General features: G+C 70.7%; 15 protein-coding genes. 9 read left to right on the forward strand and 6 right to left on the reverse strand.

The window, feature by feature from the left end:
- The first annotated feature begins 60 nt into the window (after positions 1-60).
- Complete coding sequence (locus tag MKK84_RS05160) at positions 61-2358, forward strand: FdhF/YdeP family oxidoreductase (protein WP_243917154.1); 2298 nt, start codon at positions 61-63, stop codon at positions 2356-2358.
- Positions 2355-2636: a hypothetical protein gene (locus tag MKK84_RS05165; RefSeq protein ID WP_243917156.1), complete on the forward strand. Its 282-nt coding sequence runs from the start codon at positions 2355-2357 to the stop codon at positions 2634-2636. Before MKK84_RS05160 ends, MKK84_RS05165 begins: the two co-directional genes overlap by 4 nt.
- A 65-nt stretch (positions 2637-2701) precedes the next feature.
- Here the strand turns inward: MKK84_RS05165 and MKK84_RS05170 are convergent, their stop codons facing one another.
- On the reverse strand, positions 2702-3595 hold the full coding sequence (locus tag MKK84_RS05170; protein WP_243917158.1) for an HpcH/HpaI aldolase/citrate lyase family protein: 894 nt from the start codon (positions 3593-3595) through the stop codon (positions 2702-2704).
- A gap of 216 nt (positions 3596-3811) precedes the next feature.
- On the opposite strand from MKK84_RS05170, the gene MKK84_RS05175 reads away from it, so the two are divergent.
- Positions 3812-4165: a hypothetical protein gene (locus tag MKK84_RS05175; protein ID WP_243917160.1), complete on the forward strand. Its 354-nt coding sequence runs from the start codon at positions 3812-3814 to the stop codon at positions 4163-4165.
- A 9-nt stretch (positions 4166-4174) separates the two neighbouring features.
- Here the strand turns inward: MKK84_RS05175 and MKK84_RS05180 are convergent, their stop codons facing one another.
- On the reverse strand, positions 4175-5539 hold the full coding sequence (locus MKK84_RS05180; RefSeq protein WP_243917162.1) for an MATE family efflux transporter: 1365 nt from the start codon (positions 5537-5539) through the stop codon (positions 4175-4177).
- An 86-nt stretch (positions 5540-5625) separates the two neighbouring features.
- Positions 5626-5979 (reverse strand): DUF6460 domain-containing protein, encoded by a 354-nt coding sequence (locus MKK84_RS05185; protein WP_243917164.1) that lies wholly within the window; start codon positions 5977-5979, stop codon positions 5626-5628.
- A 277-nt stretch (positions 5980-6256) separates the two neighbouring features.
- Between MKK84_RS05185 and MKK84_RS05190 the strand changes: the two genes are divergently transcribed.
- From MKK84_RS05190 to pdeM, 3 genes are read left to right on the forward strand one after another with little or no spacing between them, the layout of a single operon-like run.
- Positions 6257-7213, forward strand: coding sequence for an alpha/beta hydrolase (locus MKK84_RS05190; RefSeq protein WP_243917166.1), 957 nt, complete (start codon positions 6257-6259; stop codon positions 7211-7213).
- Complete coding sequence (locus tag MKK84_RS05195; RefSeq protein ID WP_243917250.1) at positions 7210-9939, forward strand: ligase-associated DNA damage response DEXH box helicase; 2730 nt, start codon at positions 7210-7212, stop codon at positions 9937-9939. The genes MKK84_RS05190 and MKK84_RS05195 overlap by 4 nt, the downstream gene beginning before the upstream one ends.
- A gap of 38 nt (positions 9940-9977) precedes the next feature.
- Positions 9978-10691, forward strand: coding sequence for a ligase-associated DNA damage response endonuclease PdeM (gene pdeM, locus MKK84_RS05200; protein ID WP_243917168.1), 714 nt, complete (start codon positions 9978-9980; stop codon positions 10689-10691).
- Positions 10692-10747: 56 nt separating this feature from the next.
- Here the strand turns inward: pdeM and ftsY are convergent, their stop codons facing one another.
- Positions 10748-12124 carry a signal recognition particle-docking protein FtsY gene (gene ftsY, locus MKK84_RS05205; RefSeq protein ID WP_243917170.1) on the reverse strand — a complete coding sequence of 459 codons (1377 nt, stop codon included), beginning with the start codon at positions 12122-12124 and terminating at the stop codon, positions 10748-10750.
- A 57-nt stretch (positions 12125-12181) separates the two neighbouring features.
- Between ftsY and MKK84_RS05210 the strand changes: the two genes are divergently transcribed.
- Positions 12182-12883: an RluA family pseudouridine synthase gene (locus MKK84_RS05210; protein WP_243917172.1), complete on the forward strand. Its 702-nt coding sequence runs from the start codon at positions 12182-12184 to the stop codon at positions 12881-12883.
- Here the strand turns inward: MKK84_RS05210 and mtaB are convergent.
- Positions 12853-14079, reverse strand: coding sequence for a tRNA (N(6)-L-threonylcarbamoyladenosine(37)-C(2))-methylthiotransferase MtaB (gene mtaB, locus MKK84_RS05215; RefSeq protein WP_243917174.1), 1227 nt, complete (start codon positions 14077-14079; stop codon positions 12853-12855). The genes MKK84_RS05210 and mtaB overlap by 31 nt on opposite strands.
- Positions 14079-14966 carry a diaminopimelate epimerase gene (gene dapF, locus MKK84_RS05220; RefSeq protein WP_243917175.1) on the reverse strand — a complete coding sequence of 296 codons (888 nt, stop codon included), beginning with the start codon at positions 14964-14966 and terminating at the stop codon, positions 14079-14081. The genes mtaB and dapF overlap by 1 nt, the downstream gene beginning before the upstream one ends.
- A 234-nt stretch (positions 14967-15200) precedes the next feature.
- On the opposite strand from dapF, the gene MKK84_RS05225 reads away from it, so the two are divergent.
- A complete protein-coding gene (locus tag MKK84_RS05225) occupies positions 15201-15938 on the forward strand; it encodes a GyrI-like domain-containing protein (protein ID WP_243917177.1) in 738 nt (245 codons plus the stop codon).
- Positions 15939-16251: 313 nt separating this feature from the next.
- The gene (gene nth, locus MKK84_RS05230; protein WP_243917179.1) at positions 16252-17013 is read left to right on the forward strand and encodes an endonuclease III domain-containing protein; all 762 of its coding nucleotides are present in this window, start codon (positions 16252-16254) and stop codon (positions 17011-17013) included.
- The last annotated feature ends 3 nt before the right edge of the window (positions 17014-17016 follow it).

Genomic DNA, 17016 nt, shown 5'->3' on the forward strand with positions numbered 1-17016 from the left:
CGCGGACACGCTTATCTCGCGGTTGCGAGATCGCTCGCGTCATCAATTCCAGGACGGTTCATGGCCCAGTCTGAAGGGTCTTCCAAGCGCTCCTCCGCCGCCGGCGGCTGGGGTGCTCTGAAGAGCTGCGGCAAGCACCTGCTCAGCAGCCGCGCACCCCTGACGGGCGCCCGCGCCCTGCTGAAGGCGAACCAGCCCGACGGGTTCGATTGCCCCGGCTGCGCCTGGGGTGACCCGGAGCACGGCTCGTCGTTCGAGTTCTGCGAGAACGGCGTGAAGGCCGTCTCCTGGGAGGCGACCGACAAGCGCGCGCCGCCGTCCTTCTTCGCCAAGCACACCCTCACCGAGCTGCGGACCTGGAGCGACTACGCCCTCGAGGGCGAGGGTCGCCTCACGCACCCGCTGGGTTACGACGCGGCGAGCGACCGCTACCTGCCGGTGAGCTGGGACGAGGCCTTCGCGGAGATCGGCGCGGAACTCCGCGGGCTCGACCACCCGGATCAGGCCGAGTTCTACACCTCGGGCCGCGCCTCGAACGAGGCCGCCTACATCTACCAGCTGTTCGCCCGCGCCTACGGGACCAACAACTTCCCCGACTGCTCGAACATGTGCCACGAGGCCAGCGGCGTGGCCCTCGTCGATGCGATCGGCATCGGCAAGGGCACGGTGCTGCTGGAGGATTTCGAGAAGGCGGATGCGATCTTCTGCGTCGGCCAGAATCCCGGCACCAACCATCCGCGCATGCTCGGCGACCTGCGCCGGGCAGCCGAGCGCGGCGCCGAGATCGTGGTGCTGAACCCGGTGCGCGAGCGCGGGCTGGAGCGTTTTGCCGACCCGCAGAACACCGTCGAGATGCTGCGCGGTTCGAGCGGCGCGATCGCCAGTCACTACCTGCAGCCGCGCTCCGGCGGCGACATGGCGGCGTTCCGGGGCATCGCCAAGATCGTATTCGCCCGCGACGCCGAGGCGCTGGCGGCCGGCCGGCCCTCGCTCCTCGACCGGGCGTTCGTTGAGCACCACACCGCGGGGCTCGACGCCTACCGCGCCGCCGTCGAGGCGACCGCCTGGGATGCGATCCTCGACCAGTCGGGCCTCACGATGGACGAGATCGCCGCGATGGCGGATGTCTATCTCGGAGCTCAGCGGGTCATCGCGACCTGGGCCATGGGCGTGACCCAGCATCGGCACTCGGTGGCGACGATCCGCGAGATCACCAACCTCCTGCTCCTGCGCGGCCATATCGGCCGACCCGGCGCGGGGCTCTGCCCGGTGCGCGGCCATTCCAACGTGCAGGGGGATCGGACGGTCGGCATCAACGAGCGGCCGCCGGCGGACTTCCTCGATGCGCTGGAGCGGCATTTCGGGGTCGCCATGCCGCGCCGGCACGGCCACAACGTGCTGGCGGCGATCCGGGCCATGCGTGACGGAACGTCCAAGGCCTTCATCGGGCTCGGCGGCAACTTCTTGCGGGCGACACCCGATACCCCGGTGGTGGCGCAGGCGCTGGCCTCCTGCCGGCTCACCGTGCACATCGCCACGAAGCTCAACCACGGCCATCTCGTGCCGGGCGCGGTCGGCTACCTGCTGCCCTGCCTCGGCCGCACCGAGATCGACCGGAACGCGGAGGGCAAGACCCAGATCGTGACCGTCGAGGATTCGATGAGTATGGTCCACGGCTCGGGCGGCATCAACAAGCCGGCCTCGAAGGAGTTGCGCTCGGAGATCGCCATCATCGCCGGCATCGCTGCGGCGACGGTCGGTACCGCGACGATCGACTGGGCCGGGTTCGCGGCCGATTACGACCGGATCCGGGAAGCGATCGGCGCCACGATCCCAGGCTTTTCCGACTACAACAGCCGGGTCCGCAAGCCACGCGGCTTCAAGCTCCGCAATCTCGCGGCCGAGCGGGTGTTCGAGACCGCAAACGGCCGGGCCAATTTCTCCGCCGATGCCCTGCCGGCCGAGACCGAGCATCAGGCGGCGCGGAAGACGAACGACACCTTCGTGCTGCAGACCTTCCGCAGCCACGACCAGTACAACACCACGATCTACGGTCTGGATGATCGCTACCGGGGAGTCTACGGCGAGCGCCGCGTGGTGTTTGCCCATCCCGAAGACCTCGCGGAGATCCGCGACCGGCTCGGCGAGCGCGTCGACATCGTCGGGACGCACGACGACGGCATTACCCGGCGCGCGGAGGATTTCCGCCTCGTGCCGTTCGACATGCCCCGCGGTGCGCTGGCAGGTTACTATCCGGAGCTGAACGTGCTCGTGCCGCTCTCGACCTTCGGCGAGAAGAGCGACACGCCGACCTCCAAATCGGTGCTGGTGACGCTTGAGGCGCGCGCGGCGGCGTGAGCGAATCGCCCGAGGAAGCGGCGTTCGTCGCGGCCCTCGACCGGGTCGCGGCGGCCTATCCGGCGCTGAAGCCCCTGGAAACCGGCCTCCTGGCGGCGCTCGATCTGGGACTGCCGGGCGACAGCCGTGCCTTCGCGCGGACTTTCGCGGTGGAGCACGCGCTCGTGCTGCGGGCGTTGGCCGAGCTTGAGGAACTGGGCCACATCGCCGTCACGGCGCGGGACGAGCGGACGCAGCGGACGCGGTTTACGGCGGTCGGTGCGAATCAGCCGCTATAACCAGTCTGCTCCCTTCCTCCCCTACAGCGGGGGAGGCAGACCCGCGCAACCGTCCGCCCCGCTCCTCAGAACCCCTTCGCCTTGATGGCTTCCGCCCAGGTCACGGCGCGGCGGTTCACGCCGAGATGCTGGCGCTCGTAGAGCCGGCCCTCCAGCTTGATCGCGCCGCGCTTGGCGTATTCCGGCCGCTCGAATGCCTCGATCACGAGCTTGGCCCGGCGCACCTCCTCCTCGGTCGGTGCGAACGAGGTGTTGGCAGGCTCCAACTGGGTCGGGTGAATCAGGGTCTTGCCGTCGAAGCCGAGGTCTCGGGCCTGCCGGCATTCCTCCCGGCAGCCCTCGGTGTCGGCGATGTCGTTGTAGACGCCGTCGAGGATCGCCAGGCCCTCGGCCCGGGCGGCGGCCAAAGCCATCATTATCCAGGGCAGCATCGGCACGCGGCCGGGCACGATCTTGGCCCAGGTGTCCTTGGCGAGGTCGTTGGTGCCGAGCACGAGGCAGGTCAGGCGGTTGCGCGGATCGCGCTTGGCCCGGGCGATCTCCTGGATGTTGAGGATCGAAGCGGGCGTCTCGATCATCGCCCAGATCGCGAGGTCGTCCGGTGCATCGAGGGATTCCAGCCGGTCTGCGATGCTCTCCAGCACCGCCGGTGACGACACCTTCGGCATCAGGATCGCGTCGGGCTTGGCCTCGATGGCGGCATGGAGATCCGCCTCGCCCCAGGGGGTCTGTGGCGCGTTGACCCGGATCACAAGCTCCCGGCTGCCGTATTCCCCGCCTTTGACAGCCGCGCAGACCTGCGTGCGGGCGAGTTCCTTCTCCTCCGGGCCGACTGCGTCCTCGAGATCGAGGATGATGCTGTCCACCGGCAGCGTCTTCGCCTTGTCGAGCGCCCGCTGGTTCGAGCCGGGCATGTAGAGCACGCTCCGGCGCAGGCGCAGGTCGGTCGTCAGGGCCATGGGCTTCTCCCGCGTGCGGCCGCTCGCGCGGCCCGTCGTCGTTGCAGTGCACCCTAAAGCACGTCACGCAGCGCGCCACACCCCAGAAGTACGGTTTCGTGAGTTCCGCCCCGGTTTGATACGACCTCAATTGTCGGGAGTCTAAGCCGCGGTTTGGTCATGTTCAGGCGATTAAAGGCGGCCCGTATTCAAATCTCGGATTCTGGAATCTCTGATATGCGCAAAGTTCTGGCCGCCCTCGTTCTGGTCGGCGCGCTCGCCGTGCCGGAAGTGGCCGGCGCGCAGAGCCGGACGACACTCGGTGTCGGCTCCGGGGCCGTTGCGGGCGCGCTGGTCGGCGGCCCGATCGGTGCCGTGGCGGGGGCTGTGGTTGGCGGCTTCGTCGGCAATTCGACGGAACGGCGGCACCGCCGCGTGCGGCGCGGCCGCCGCGACAGCAATGCGGCTTCGCGGCGACCCCTCCAGCGCCGGGCGGAGGCCGCGGTACCGCGGGAGGCGCCTTCCGTGAAACGATCCGCAGCGGCAGACGCGCCCGCCCCCGTCGCCACCACGTGGAAGGATCCGCGCTGACAGGGCGTCTCAGGCTGCATTCCGAAGCGATTGCGGGACATCGGACGTGAAGGTGGCGCGGGCGAGCGCCGGATACGCGACGGCCTGACCGACACCCCGGGCGCCCAGGAACGCCACGAAGGCGAGCCAAAGCCCGAAATTGCCGAGGCCGAGCGCTTGCACCAGCGCCAGCGTCGCGCCGTAGAAGGCCAGGGCGCACAGCATCAGGTTGCGCATCGCCCGCGTCCAGGTCGCCCCGATATAGATCCCGTCATAGGCAAACGGCGCCGCGGCCGCGAGCGGGGCCAAAGCGGCCAGGAGCAGATAGGCCCGCGCGGTCTCGCGCACCGGTGCGTTCGTCGTGACGAAGTCGATGAAGGCGGGGCCGCCAACCAGCGACAGCAGGCTCACCCCGAGCCCGAAGCCCAGGCACCAGCGCAGGCTCAAGATGGCCGAAGCGCGGAAGGCCTCTTCGTCCCGGGCGCCCACCGCGCGCCCGCACAGTGTCTGTGCCGCCGTGGCGAAGCCATCGAGGAAGAAGCCGCAGATCAGGAAGAGATTCCACAGCACCGAATTCGCCGCCAGCACCACGTCGCCCTGCCGGGCCCCGAGCGCCGAGAACAGGACGATGGCGGTGATCAGCGCCAGCGTCCGCAGGATCACGTCGACGTTGACGCTCAGCGTCCGGCGCAGGGCTGCGGCGTCGCGCAGGTCGCGCAGGCGCACCCGGAACGGATGCGAACCCAACCGCCCGAGGACGATCAACCCCAGCCCGAATCCCAGCGCCTCCGCGCAGACGGTGGCCAGCGCCGCCCCGGCCAGCCCCAACGCGAAGCCCAGGACCAGGGCGAGCGTCAGCCCGATATGGATCAGGTTGATCGCCACGTGGAGCAGCAGGCCGAGATCGGTCCGGCCACGGCCCAGCACCGAGCCGAGCACCCCGTAATTCGCCAGCACGAAGGGCGCCGACAGGATGCGGGTGTGAAAATAGGTGGTGAGCCCGGCGCGCACCGCGTCGCTCGCCCCGCTGATCGCGAAGGCGACCGGGCCGATCAAGCCCTGCAGGGCCACGAGGGCGAGGCCGATCAGTCCGCCCGCCGCCAGCGTCCGGGCCAGGATCCGGTCGACCTCCCGGTCATCCCGGGCGCCGACCGCCTGCGCGGTCAGCCCGGCGGTCGCCACGCGCAGGGTGCCGAAGGACCAGAAGATCGCGTCGAAGACCACCGCGCCGAGCGCGACGGCGCCGAGCAAAGCCGCGTCGCCCAGCCGGCCGATCACCGCCGCGCCCACGAAGCCGAGCATCGGCGTCGTGACGTTGGCGAGCGTCATCGGCAGGGCGAGCGCCAGCACGCGGCGATGCGTCGGTCGGTTCAGGCGCGTGGTCACGGGCGTCATGCCGCAAGCTTAGCGGGCGCGAACGATTCGTGAACCCACGCGGACGCAAACGTCCCTTGAACGCGCGCTGACGCGTGGGCTGCCGGTCAGCGCGAGACCGCGAACAGCCGCGCTATCAACCACAGCGGCACGACCACGATTGCCCCCGCGACGATCCAGCCGCCGAAATCGTGCAGCGAGGCGAGGCCGACCTCCAGCAGCGCCCGGGTCGAGTCGTACAGGTGCCAGAACAGGCGCCCCGGGGTCACGCCGAGCATCGACATGAAGGCGCCGACCAGGATCGACAGGAACAGCAGCCGCGCCATCACCCCGGCGGGCGAGCCGCCGAGAAAGCGCCGGAGCGCCGAGTCCCGGGGGCGAGGGGAATCCGGCCCGTAGGCGCCCGGCGGCACCGTATGGTGTGTATCGTCCCGCCGGTGCCGCTGATGATCGACGAGCATCGTGTCCTCGTGAAACTCTGTGCCGTTCGATCGACGATGAAGCGGGCGGAACCGTGGCCAGTACATCACACCGCATCGAAACCCGTCGGGCGATCGAGCGTTGGCTGATTTCTCCCGCGCTCTCGACATGGCAAGTGGCGATGACCTCGCCAAGATGTCCGGCGCGGCGGGATGCGCGTCCGGGGAATGCCCGGCGTGCGTTGCGAAGGTTGCGGGAAGACCTCCCGGGGCCGCACGTTGCCGAGGGGTTTGAAGTGCCGACGGGACCAGACGCACGATGATCGACCACGCCCTGTTCGACCCGGCGACGATCGATCCCGAGATCACCCGGCTGAATGCCGAGATCGTGGCTGCCCACGCGGCCTTGCCCGATCCCTGGTCGCTGTCGATCGCAGAGGTGCGCGCGCGCCGTCGGGCCGGCACGAAGGCCGCGCCCGCGATGCCGCAGAGCGCCCGAGCCGAGTGGCTGACGATCGACGGGCCCGGCGGCCCGCTCAAGCTCCGCGTGATCAAACCCAAGGCGGGCATCAAGCTGCGCGGGGCCTACCTGCACATCCACCGGGGCGGCTGGGTCTGGGGTGCGGCCGACGAGCAGGATCCCTGGCTGGAGCGGATCGCCGATGCCTGCGGCTTCGTCGCCCTGTCGGTGGAATACCGGTTGGCCCCCGAGCATCCCTACCCGGCCGCCCTCCTCGACTGCGAGGCGGCGGCCCTCTGGCTGGCCGGGCCCGGCAAGGCCGAATTCGGCATCAACGCCCTGACCATCGGGGGTGAATCGGTGGGCGCCCAGCTCGCCGTGATGGTGCTGCTGCGGCTGCGGGACAAGCACAATTTGACGCGGGCCTTCCGCGGCGCCAACCTCAATGCCGGGTTCTTCGACCTCGGTCTCACCCCGTCGGTGCGCAACTGGGGCGAGGAGCGCTTGGTCGTGAACACCCGCGACCTGACGCGGTTCGCCGACGATTATGTCCGCGAGGGGATCGACCGCCGCCGGCCGGACGTGTCGCCGATCTATGCCGAGCTGAAGGGGCTCCCGCCCGCTCTGTTCACGATCGGCACCAGGGATCCCCTGCTCGACGATACGCTGTACATGTCGGCGCGCTGGGCGGCGGCGGGCAATGGCGGCCACACCGCGATCTATCCCGGCGGCTGCCACGTCTTCGCCCGCTATCCGAGCCCGATCAGCGAGCAGGCCCTGGAGTTGATCGACCGCTTCCTGATGGCGCTCGCCTGAGCGATCCAGCGGAGATCCTGCCGGAGCGGTTCCGGGCGTGGTTCGCCGCGCGCGGCTGGGCACCCCGGCCGCACCAGCTCGATCTCCTGCGGATCGCCGGGGCCGGCCGTTCGGCCTTGCTGGTGGCGCCGACCGGGGCTGGCAAGACGCTCGCGGGGTTCCTGCCGAGCCTCGTCGCTCTCGCGGAGCGCGGGCCGCAGAAGCTCAAGCCCAAGGGGCTCCACACCCTCTACGTCTCGCCGCTGAAGGCGCTGGCGGTCGACATCGCCCGCAACCTCGATGCGCCGATCGCCGAGATGGATCTACCGGTGCGCGTCGAGACCCGCACCGGCGACACGCCGGCCCATAAGCGCACCCGTCAGATCAGTCGGCCGCCCGACATCCTGTTGACCACGCCCGAGCAGCTGGCGCTGCTGATCGCCCATCGCGAAGCGGCCGAGTTCTTTTCGGGATTGCGCTGCGTGGTGCTGGACGAATTGCACGCGCTCGTGACGTCGAAGCGCGGCGATCTGCTGTCGCTGGCGATGGCCCGGCTGCACCGGCTGAGCCCGGGTCTCGCGGCGGTCGGGCTCTCCGCGACGGTGCGCGAGCCGGATGAATTGCGGAAGTATCTGGTGCCGCAGGGCCCGCTTCCCGCTCCCCCCTCTCCGAACGCACCGTCGAAGTCGCACGAGGAGAAGGTCATCCCAGTCGTGGGGCCACGCGCGGGTCCCCTCTCCCGATCGGGAGAGGGACAGGGTGAGGGACGAGAACTCTCCGAAGGAGGCGCGCCCGAGACGCGCGGCGATCCGGTGCCTGATCCTGAACCGTCTCATCCCTCACCCCAACCCTCTCCCGCACGGGAGAGGGGCCCGGTCGCGCCCCCCATGGCCGACCTCGTCACCGTAGCGGGAGGCGCCAAGGCCGACCTGCGCATGCTCGACCTCGGCCGGGCGCTGCCGATCTCCGGCCACACCGCCTGGCACTCGATGCCGGCGATCTACGAGCTGATCAAGGAGCACCGCACCACGCTGGTCTTCGTGAACACCCGCCTCCAGGCCGAGTACACGTTCCAGGAGCTGTGGCGGCTCAACGAGGATGCGCTGCCGATCGCGATCCACCACGGCTCGCTCGACGCCCAGCAGCGCCGCCGGGTCGAGGCCGCCATGGCGGCGGGGCAGCTGCGGGCGATCGTCTGCACCGCGACCCTCGATCTCGGCATAGACTGGGGCGACGTGGACCTCGTGGTCAATGTCGGCGCGCCCAAGGGCGCGAGCCGGATCATGCAGCGGATCGGCCGCGCCAACCACCGGATGGACGAGCCGTCGAAGGCCTATCTCGTCCCCGGCAACCGCTTCGAGATGCTGGAATGTCAGGCGGCGCTCGACGCCGTCGAGGAGGCCGCGCAGGACACCCCCGATGCAAGGCTGGGCGCCCTCGACGTGCTCGCCCAGCACGTGCTCGGCATGGCCTGCGCGGATGCCTTCGACCCCCTCGATCTCTACGACGAGATCGTCTCGGCGTCGCCCTATGCGGACCTCACCTGGGAATCCTTCGAGCAGGTGGTCGATTACGTCGCCACCGGCGGCTACGCGCTGCGCGCCTACGAGCGCTTCGCCAAGATCCTGCGGGGGCCGGACGGTCTCTGGCGGGTGCGCGACGCCCGGACCGCGCAGGCCTATCGGATGAATGTCGGGACGATCGTCGAGGCGGCGCGGGTGCGGGTGCGCCTCGGCCGGTCGCTCCGCGGAAAACCCGGCACGGTCCTGCCAAAGACCGGCCGGGTGCTCGGCGAGATCGAGGACGAGTTCGCCGAGACGCTCACCGTCGGCGACACCTTCCTGTTCGCGGGCGAGACCCTGCGCTTCGAAGGGCTTGCCGAGGACGAGTGCCTCGTGACCCGCGCCCCGCCCGATACCGACCCGGCGATCCCGTCCTATGCCGGCTCGAAATTCCCGCTCTCGACCTTCCTCGCTGCCCGGGTCCGGGCGCTGATCGCCGATCCGTTCGAATGGGACCGGCTCCCGGAGCAGATCGGCGCGTACCTGCAGCAGCAGCGCCGCCGCTCGGTCCTGCCGGGCGAGCGCGACCTGCTGGTCGAGACGTTTCCGCGGGGCAAGCGCCACTACCTGACCGCCTTCCCGTTCGAGGGCCGTCTCGCCCACCAGACGCTCGGCATGCTGCTGACCCGAAGGCTGGAGCGCGGCGGGCTGCGGCCACTCGGTTTCGCGGCCAACGATTACGGCATCGCGATCTGGACGACCCGCGATGTCGCCGAGCGTGCCGCCCTCGATCCGGACTTCATCGGCGACCTGTTCGCGGTCGACATGCTGGGCGACGATCTGGAGGCGTGGCTCGATGAATCGGCGATGATGAAGCGCACCTTCCGGCAATGCGCGGTGATCGCCGGCCTGATCGAACGCCATCACCCGGGCCTGAAGAAATCCGGCCGGGCGGTCACGATCTCGACCGATCTGATCTACGACGTGCTGCGCAAGCACCAGCCCGACCACCTGCTGCTGCGGGCGGCGCGGCAGGATGCGGCAACCGGACTCCTCGACGTGAGGCGCCTCGGCATGATGCTAGAGCGCATCCAGGGGCGAATCATCCACAGGTCTCTCGACCGGGTCTCGCCGCTCTCCGTATCCGTGATGCTCGAGATCGGGCGCGAGCGGGTCTACGGCGAGGGCGCCGACGAGATCCTGGCCGAGGCCGAGGCGGAGCTTCTTCAAGAGGCTCTGTCCTGACCCATGATCCGCCCTCCCCCGACGACGAGGATGCGATCTTGGCGGCCGGCCTGAGACTCGAGAAGACTTCCAAACACCCGACCCTTCAGCTCGCGGGCGAGACCCTGGTACTCGACCTGTGCGGCGGCCTCTGGCTGCCGGAGCACCGGACGCTGATCGTATCGGATCTCCATCTGGAGAAGGGCTCCTCCTATGCGGCCCGGTCGGGCCAGTTCCTGCCGCCCTACGACACCCGCGAGACCCTGGCCTGCCTGCACGAGGCGGTGATCCGCCACGATCCCGCCCGGGTGATCGCGCTGGGCGATTCCTTCCACGATGCGCGGGGCCCCGAGCGCATGGAGCCGGGCGACCGCGCCATGGTGGCGGCGCTGCAGGACGGCCGGGACTGGGTCTGGATCGCGGGCAACCACGACGCCGCCGTCAGCGAGGGCGTCGGCGGCCGCTACGCCGATGCGCTGACGCTCGGCGGTCTCCTCCTGCGCCACGAGCCGAGCCCCGGGGCGGCCCCCGGCGAGATCGCCGGTCACCTTCATCCCTGCGGCAAGGTCGCGATGCGTGGCCGGGCGGTGCGCCGCCGCTGCTTCGTCACCGACGGCAGCCGCCTCGTCATGCCGGCCTTCGGCGCCTATGCGGGCGGCCTGAACGTTCGCGACAAGGCGATCGAGGGGCTGTTCCCGAAGGGCTTCAACGCGCATCTCCTCGGCGACGGGCGGGTTTTCGCGATCGGCCGGGCGCAGCTCGCCCGGGACTGATGCGGTTTATACGGCGACGGCTGCGTCGGGCCGATTGATACCCTACTCGCCGCGACCTAATCCTTCTCCAACCCGGCGATCGCCCGGGCGAAATCCCGGGCCGCGAAGGGCTCCAGATCCTCCACGCCCTCGCCGACGCCGATGAAATGCACCGGCAGGCCGAACTTGGCCGCCAGCGCCACCAGGATCCCGCCCCGCGCGGTGCCGTCGAGCTTCGTCATCACGAGCCCCGAGACCGGCGCCGCCTGCGAGAACAGCTCCACTTGGCTGATCGCGTTCTGGCCGACCGTCGCATCGAGGACGAGGAGCGTGGCGTGCGGGGCGTGCGGATCCTGCTTGCGCAGGACGCGCACGATCTTCTCCAACTCGGCCATCAACCCGGTCTTGTTCTGGAGCCGACCGGCGGTGTCGATCAGCAGCACGTCGGTGCCGGCGGCCTGGGCCTGCTTCAGCGCGTCGAAGGCGAGCCCGGCCGCGTCCGCCCCCTGCGCCCCGCTCACCACCGGCGTGCCGGTGCGCGCCCCCCAGACCTTGAGCTGGTCGATCGCTGCCGCCCGGAACGTGTCGCCCGCCGCCAGCATCACGGTGCGGCCCTCTGCCCGCAGCTTCGAGGCGAGCTTGCCGAGCGTGGTGGTCTTGCCGGCGCCGTTCACGCCGACGGTGAGGATCACGAACGGCTTCTTCCCGGCATCGACGGCCAGCGGCACCGCTACGGGTTCGAGCGCCCGCTCGACCTCGGTGGCCAGGATCGCCCGAACCTCGTCGGGCGAGATGCCCTTCTCGTAGCGGCCCTTGCCCACCGCCTCGGAGATCCGCATCGCGGTCTCCAGGCCGAAATCGGCTTGGATCAGGGCGTCCTCCAGGTCTTCCAGGGTCGTGGCGTCGAGCTTGCGCTTGGTGAACAGGCCCGTCACCCGCTCGGACAAAGCCGAGGAGGTCCGCTTCATCCCGGAGGTGAGGCGGGTCCACCACCCCTTGGCTTCCGGCTCGCGGTCCGGCCCCGCTCCGGCATCGTGGGCCAGAGCCGCCGCGGAATCGATCGGTTGGATGTCGGGCTGCGGCGCGATCACCGGTTCGCGGTTCGCATCCCCCGTGTCGACCGGGTCGGCGCCATGGGCGGGATCGTCGCCGGCCGTACCGGCGGGCGGACGCTCCAGCTCGCCTTCGATCGGCAGGAGGTCCGCCCCCTCGACGACGTCGGGGACCGGCTCCCCGGTCTCCTCCGGCGGCAGCGGAATGGTCGCGACATCCTCCGCCCCGGTGGCGAAGTCGGGCTGGCCTTCGGAGGGCGAGGCCGCCTCCGCGGGGAGGTCCGCCTCGGGCTTCTCATCGGACGTCGGCTCCGTGGTGTCCTGGGGCTTCTCCTCGGCCGCGTCGTGGCCCTTCCGCCCGAACAGGCGTCCGAACCAGCCGGGCTTCTCCTCGCTCGCCATGTCGTCGCGTCCTCGCCCTACCTTGCCGATCCGGGATCAACCCTCTAGCCGATCCCGATGTCCAACGCCTTCGACATAGGCGCACGCCTGCTCTACCGCGACGCCCTGCTGCTCGTCATCGACAAGCCGCCGGGTCTACCGGTCCATCCGGGGCCGCGCGGCGGCGAGACGCTGACCGACCATCTCGACGCCTTGCGGTTCGGCCTGCCGCGCCGGCCGGAGGCCGCGCACCGGCTCGACCGCGACACGTCAGGCTGCCTCGCGTTGGGGCGCCACGCCAAGGCGCTGGCCCGGCTGGGCAAGCTCTTCGCCGGCAGCGCGGTGGACAAGACCTACTGGGCTCTGGTCGAGGGCGGCCCCGCCGAGGAGGCGGGCCGCATCGACCTGCCGCTCGCCCGCCGCTCGGACGATCCACGCTCGTGGTGGATGAAGGCCGATCCCGCCGGCGACCCGGCGCTGACGCATTGGCGCGTCCTCGGCCGGGCGGACGGGCGCACATGGCTCGAACTGAAGCCGGTCACCGGCCGCACCCACCAGCTCCGCGTGCATTGCGCGGCCTCCGGCTGGCCGATTCTCGGCGACTCCATCTACGGGGCTGCCCCGCGCGGAAGCGCGCTGCATCTGCATGCGCGGACGCTGTCGATCCCGCTCTATCCGAAGCGTGAGGCCATCACGGTGACGGCGCCGCCGCCGAACCACATCACCGCGGCAATCGCCGCGATGGGCTTTCAGGCCGCGATCAGCCGCCCGCCGTCATGAGCCGCGATGGCGACCGCGCGCATGGTCCCGGGCTCCGTATCTGCCGCCAGCCGTACCGGCGTAAAATCCTCGGCGCGTCCCATCCCGCCGCGCTCGGCGAGCACGGTCAGGTCTCGCCCGACCTGCGCGTCGAGGTGCCGCCGAAGCGCCTGCGCCCCCGCCTCCCGCAGCCGGGCCGCCCGCTCGCGGATCGCCCCTTGCGCCACCGGCGGCATCCGGGCTGCAGGCGTCTCGGGCCGGGGCGAGTACGGGAAGACGTGCAGATGCGTCAGGCCGCATTCGGCCACGAGGTCGAGGGAGCGCGCGAACTGCTCCTCGGTCTCGGTGGGGAAGCCGGCGATCAGGTCCGCACCGAACACGAGGTCGGGGCGCAGCCGCCGGGCTGTCTCGCAGAAGCGGATCGCGTCGGCGCGGCTGTGCCGGCGCTTCATCCGCTTCAGGATCAGATCGTCGCCGGCCTGAAGCGAAAGGTGAAGGTGCGGCATCAGCCGCTCCTCCTCGGCCAGAGCCGCCAGCAGGTCCGCGTCCGCCTCGACGGAATCGATCGAGGACAGGCGCAGGCGCGCGAGGTCCGGCACCGCCCGGAGGATCGCGCGCACCAGAGCACCGAGGGAGAGGGACGAACCCGACAGGTCCCGGCCATAGGCCGTGAGATCGACGCCGGTCAGCACGACCTCGCGCCCGCCATGCGCCACGATCGTCTCGACCTGCGCGATCACCGCGGCGGCCGGCACCGAGCGCGACGGGCCGCGCCCGAACGGGATCACGCAGAAAGTGCACCGGTGATCGCAGCCGTTCTGCACTGGCACGAAGGCCCGCGTATGCCCCGCGACGGCCGCGATCCGGGTCGGATCGGCCGCGCGCGCAGCCATGACGGCCCCCGGCCCGGTCCCCGCGGGCGACCAGCCCTCCGGCCGCAGCTTCTCGCCGTTGCCGACGAGGCGCGACACCTCGGGCATGGCTGCGTAGGCTTCCGTCTCGACCTCGGCGCCGCAGCCGGTGACGACGATCTCGGCCCCCGGTTGCTCGCGCGCGATCCGGCGGATCGCCTTGCGCGCCTGCCGACCGGCCTCGGCGGTGACCGCGCAGGTGTTCACCACGATCCGGTCGCGCCCGTCGGCGCCGGCATGGACCCGCAGGGCCTCCGACTCCACGATGTTGAGCCGACAGCCGAAGGTGAGGGTCTCGACGCCCATCAGGCGAGGCCGGAGAACAGCTCCGGCGCCAGCGTCCCCTCGGCCACGAGGGCGACGGGGCCGGTCATCAGGACGTGGTCGTCGGCCCGCCACTCCACGAACAGCTCGCCGCCGGGCAGCGCGACCTGCGCCTGCCGGCCGATCATCCGCAGCCGGGATGCCGCCACCACAGCGGCGCAGGCGGCGGTGCCGCAGGCGAGCGTCAGCCCGGCGCCGCGTTCCCAGACCCGCAGCTTGATCATCTCGCGATCCTTGACCTGGGCGATCGAGATATTGGCCCGCTCGGGGAAGAGCGGGTGGTTCTCCAGCATCGGCCCGATCCGGCCGAGATCGAAGGTCTCGGGGTCGGCCTCGACGAAGAACACCGCGTGCGGGTTGCCCATGTTCACCACGGCCGGCGAGTGCAGGACCGGATCGTCGATCGGCCCGATCTGCAATTCGATCCGCCGCGTATCGGGAAACGGCTCCGACAGGGGAATCTCGTCCCAGGCGAGCTTCGGCCGGCCCATATCGACCGTGAAGGCGCGCTCCGACACCCGGCGCACGCCGAGGAGGCCGGCCTGAGTCTCCAGCGTCAGCCGGCCCCCCTCGGCCGGGCGGGCCATGGCCGGATCGTCGAGCATCGCGTAGGCGACGCAGCGGGTGCCGTTGCCGCAGGCGCCGGATTCCGAGCCGTCGGTGTTGTAGATCCGCAGGAACGCATCCGTGCCGGGGCTCACGGGATCGTGCAGCACCATCATTTGATCGAACGACGAGGCCGGATCCTGCGCGATCGCCCGCGCTTCACCGGGCTGGACCCGCGCGCTCGCGCCGCGCAGGTCCAGCACCACGATGGCGTTGCCGGCGCCGTGCATCTTCAGGAAGCGTCTGTGGGCGAGTGCGCTCATGCGGTCCCGCAGCTGGAAGGGGTCGGCCGGCTATATGGCAAACCCGAGGGGCCTACGCGAGTGGTTCGCCGTCGTGGCAGATGCGCCGCATCCGCGACCCTCTCGGGTTGCCCTCTTGCGCGGTCCTCTTGCGCAGCCCTGGTGCACGTCGCACTCGCGGGCGATCCCGATCACCGCTACCCTATGTGGTGGGAAGCCCGGACGATCCGCCGGGCCCCGATCGGAGCGCCCATCGTGATCCGCCTTCGTCCGCTCGCAATCCTGTCCGTCGGTCTCATGCTCGGTGTCGGCCCGCTGGCCGCTCAGCAGCCGGCTCCCCCGCCCTCGACCGCACCGTCCCCGGCCCAGACGAACCCGCTGCCGACCACCACGGCTCCGAACCCGGCGCCCGATCCGGGCAAGAGCCCGGCGCCGGCGCCCGAGCAGGCGGTGGCGCCGCCGCCGGCCGGGCAGAGCGCCGTTGGGACGCCGGCACGCCCGACCCTGATCGACAAGCCCGGCGAGCCGGGCGACGTCGACGAGGTGACGCTGCCCGCCAAGCCGGCCGCCATCGTCACCGGCAAGACGAAGTGGGAGGAGGCGGTTGTGAACCTCAAGCAGGCCTTCGCGCGGATCGAGGCGGATCTCGCCAAGCTCGGCGTCGCGCCGGCGGGCCGGCCGCTCGCGGTCTTCACCCGCACCGACGATGATGGCTTCGAGTTCGAGGCGATGATCCCGGTGGCGGCCGCGCCGAACCCCGTGCCCGCCGAGACGGACGGGCTGCGCTTCGGCACGACGCCCTCCGGCAAGGCGCTGCGCTTCGCCCACAGGGGCTCCTACGAGTCGATCGACAGCACCTACGAGACGTTGACCGCCTACCTCGATGCCAAGGACATCGTGGTGCAGGACCGGTTCGTCGAGGAATACGCCACCGACCTCAAGGACGGCACCGACGACAATCTCGACGTGAATATCTACGCGCTGGTGAAGTAGGGTGTCGTATCCACGGTTCCACGTCTCTCCCTCCCCCCTTTGCGGGGGAGGTTGGCCCGCGAAGCGGGTCGGGAGAGGGGAGCGACGGTGCAGAATTCAGCGCTGCGCCGCGCGAAGGTCGCGCCTCCTTTGGAACCCGGGCTCCCCTCTCCCGACCCCTGCTGACGCAGGGCCCACCCTCCCCCGCAGAGGGGGGAGGAATAGAAGTGGCGGCCCGTTAGGCTGATCCTGAAGCCATCGCACCCCGATCGGACAGATCGCCGCTGCCCCGCGCGCGCCGGAACAGCGGCGCCGGCTGGCGGATTCGACCGCTATGCCCCTCGCCGACCTCCGCACTGAAACCCGCCCGCGGGCCAGCCGCAAAGCCGCCCCCGCCCCCGGTGATCCCGCCCTCGCCGACAAGGCGATCGCCGTCCACGCGCGGCTCTGCCCGGTCTATGGCTGCCCGATCCCGTACTTCCACAGCCTGGATCCGGTCAGCGAACTCGTCTCCTCGCTCCTGTCGCACCGGACGCGCAACGCGGAATCGGGCCGGGCCTTCAAGGCGCTGCGCGCCCGCTTTCCCGACTGGGACGCCGTGATCGACGCGGACGTGCCGGAGATCGAGGCCGCCATCGCGGGCGTGACCTGGCCGGAGCTGAAGGCGCCGCGCATCCGCGACGTGCTGCGGGCCCTGCGCGATCGGTGCGGCAGCCTCGACCTCGCCTTCCTGGCCGACATGGAGGTCGAGGCGGCGCGGGCTTGGCTGCAGGCGATCCCGGGGGTCGGCCCGAAGACCAGCGCGGCGGTCCTGTCCTTCTCCACGCTCCGGATGCCGGCCCTGCCGGTTGACAGCCACCATCACCGGGTCGCCCAGCGCCTGGGGCTGATCGGCCCGCGGGTCGATGTCGGCCCCGCGCACCCGATCCTGCGGGCGCAGCTCCCCGACGACTGGAGCGCGCAGGATCTCTACGACAATCATGAGATCCTGATGCTGCACGGTCAGAAGGTCTGCCACCATCACCGCCCGGCCTGCGGACGCTGCGTCCTGGTCGATCTCTGCCCGAGCGCGAAAGTGTCGACGCGGGAGCCGTGAACC

This window comes from Methylobacterium sp. E-065 (genome assembly GCF_022829605.1).
Lineage (GTDB): Bacteria > Pseudomonadota > Alphaproteobacteria > Rhizobiales > Beijerinckiaceae > Methylobacterium.